Source organism: Microbacterium sp. NPDC096154 (assembly GCF_040302945.1).
Taxonomy (GTDB): domain Bacteria; phylum Actinomycetota; class Actinomycetes; order Actinomycetales; family Microbacteriaceae; genus Microbacterium.
In genome coordinates, this window is record NZ_JBEOSM010000024.1 from 1 (window position 1) to 1,420 (window position 1,420).

Genomic DNA, 1,420 nt, shown 5'->3' on the forward strand with positions numbered 1-1,420 from the left:
CTAGTACTACAGTCGCGTTTATGGCGTGTGTCCGCGGCGTAGATAATGGTGTCGTCGGGCGGTGTGTTGGTGTTTTCGGCGCCAGCGTGACCGGTGGAGCACTCGCGCGGGGTCGGCGGGCGCATTCAGCACGAGCGCAGCGATGAGGTGTCGGATCTCGGGCAGGCTCAGCTCGACGAGGTCTCCGTCTTTGTCTCCTCGAGCCCCCTTTTTGACCGGGTGACGGTGAGGAAGGCGTGGGCGAGCATGGAGAGCGTGATGTGCCGGTACCAGCCGGTGTACTGCCGGACTTGGTAGTGGTCCAGCCCGGTCTGCCCTTTCGCCGTTTGGAAGGTCTCCTCGATCGCCCATCTCGCGCCGGCGACGCGGACCAGCTCGCCCAAGGCGACGCGCTTGGGGCCGTGGCAGAGGTAGTACGCGAGCTCTGACGGGTCGGTGAGGCTGCGGCGGGCGAGGAGCCAGTACTCGGCATCCGGGTCGCGTTCCCCGTTGATCCGGGCGCGTGCCCACGCGTATCGGCGGTCGCCTTTCGAGCCCGCGCCGGCGGACCTGGTCCGCCACGCCGTGGCTGGGAGCTCGCCGATGAGCGCGTCGGCGCGGTACTCCTTCCCGAGGATCGACACGGTGGTCTTCGCGATCACCCGCTGGCTGGACGGCACGGCGAGCACGTACGACATCCCGCGATCCTCGAGCGCCTTGCGGAGCCGGTAGTACTGGCCGTAGACGGCGTCGCCAGTCACCCATGATGCGGGGACGTCGGCATCGATCGCGCGGGCCAGCATGCCCATCGCGAGCTCCGGCTTCGTCTGAAACCCGCGCTCCTTCGGGACACCGGCGCGGGCGCAGCGGGCACGGTCCTCGGTCCACGTCTTCGGCAGATACAGCTCCCGATCCAGGAACGTCCGGCCCGTGGGTGTCGAGTACGTCAGGAAGACGCCGACCTGCGCGTTCTCGATCCGTCCCGCCGTGCCCGTGTACTGCCTGGCCACGCCCGCGGACCGGTCGCCTTTCTTCAAGAACCCGGTCTCATCGACGATCAGGATTCCGGCACGGTCGCCGAGGTGCTCGACCACGTAGGAGCGGAGATCGTCACGGACCAGGTCGGGATCCCAGTCCGTGGTCGACAACAGCCGCTGCATCGGATCCGGCGTCACCTGACCGGCGTGCTCCGACAGCGTCCACGAGTTCTTCCGCTCCTGCTCCGACAGCAGCCCTCGCACATACGCGACAGCGTTCCGGCGCGGCTCCGAACGAGCGAACCGCGGCCCGATCAGACCAGCGACCTCATCCAGCTCCGCCGCCCACTCCCGCACATCCGCCACAGCAATATCGTCACCCACCGCCAAGGGTTAACACGATCATCACCCACAACGGCGCTAACGCGCCGCACCACGCGAAATAAACGCGACTGTAGTACTAG

At 67.3% G+C, this 1,420-nt stretch carries 1 protein-coding gene; it reads right to left on the reverse strand.

Annotated features, from left to right (window positions below):
• Positions 1 to 167: 167 nt before the first annotated feature.
• Complete coding sequence (locus ABTW64_RS15315) at positions 168 to 1,340, reverse strand: IS701 family transposase (RefSeq protein WP_047519100.1); 1,173 nt, start codon at positions 1,338 to 1,340, stop codon at positions 168 to 170.
• Between the last annotated feature and the right edge of the window lie 80 nt (positions 1,341 to 1,420).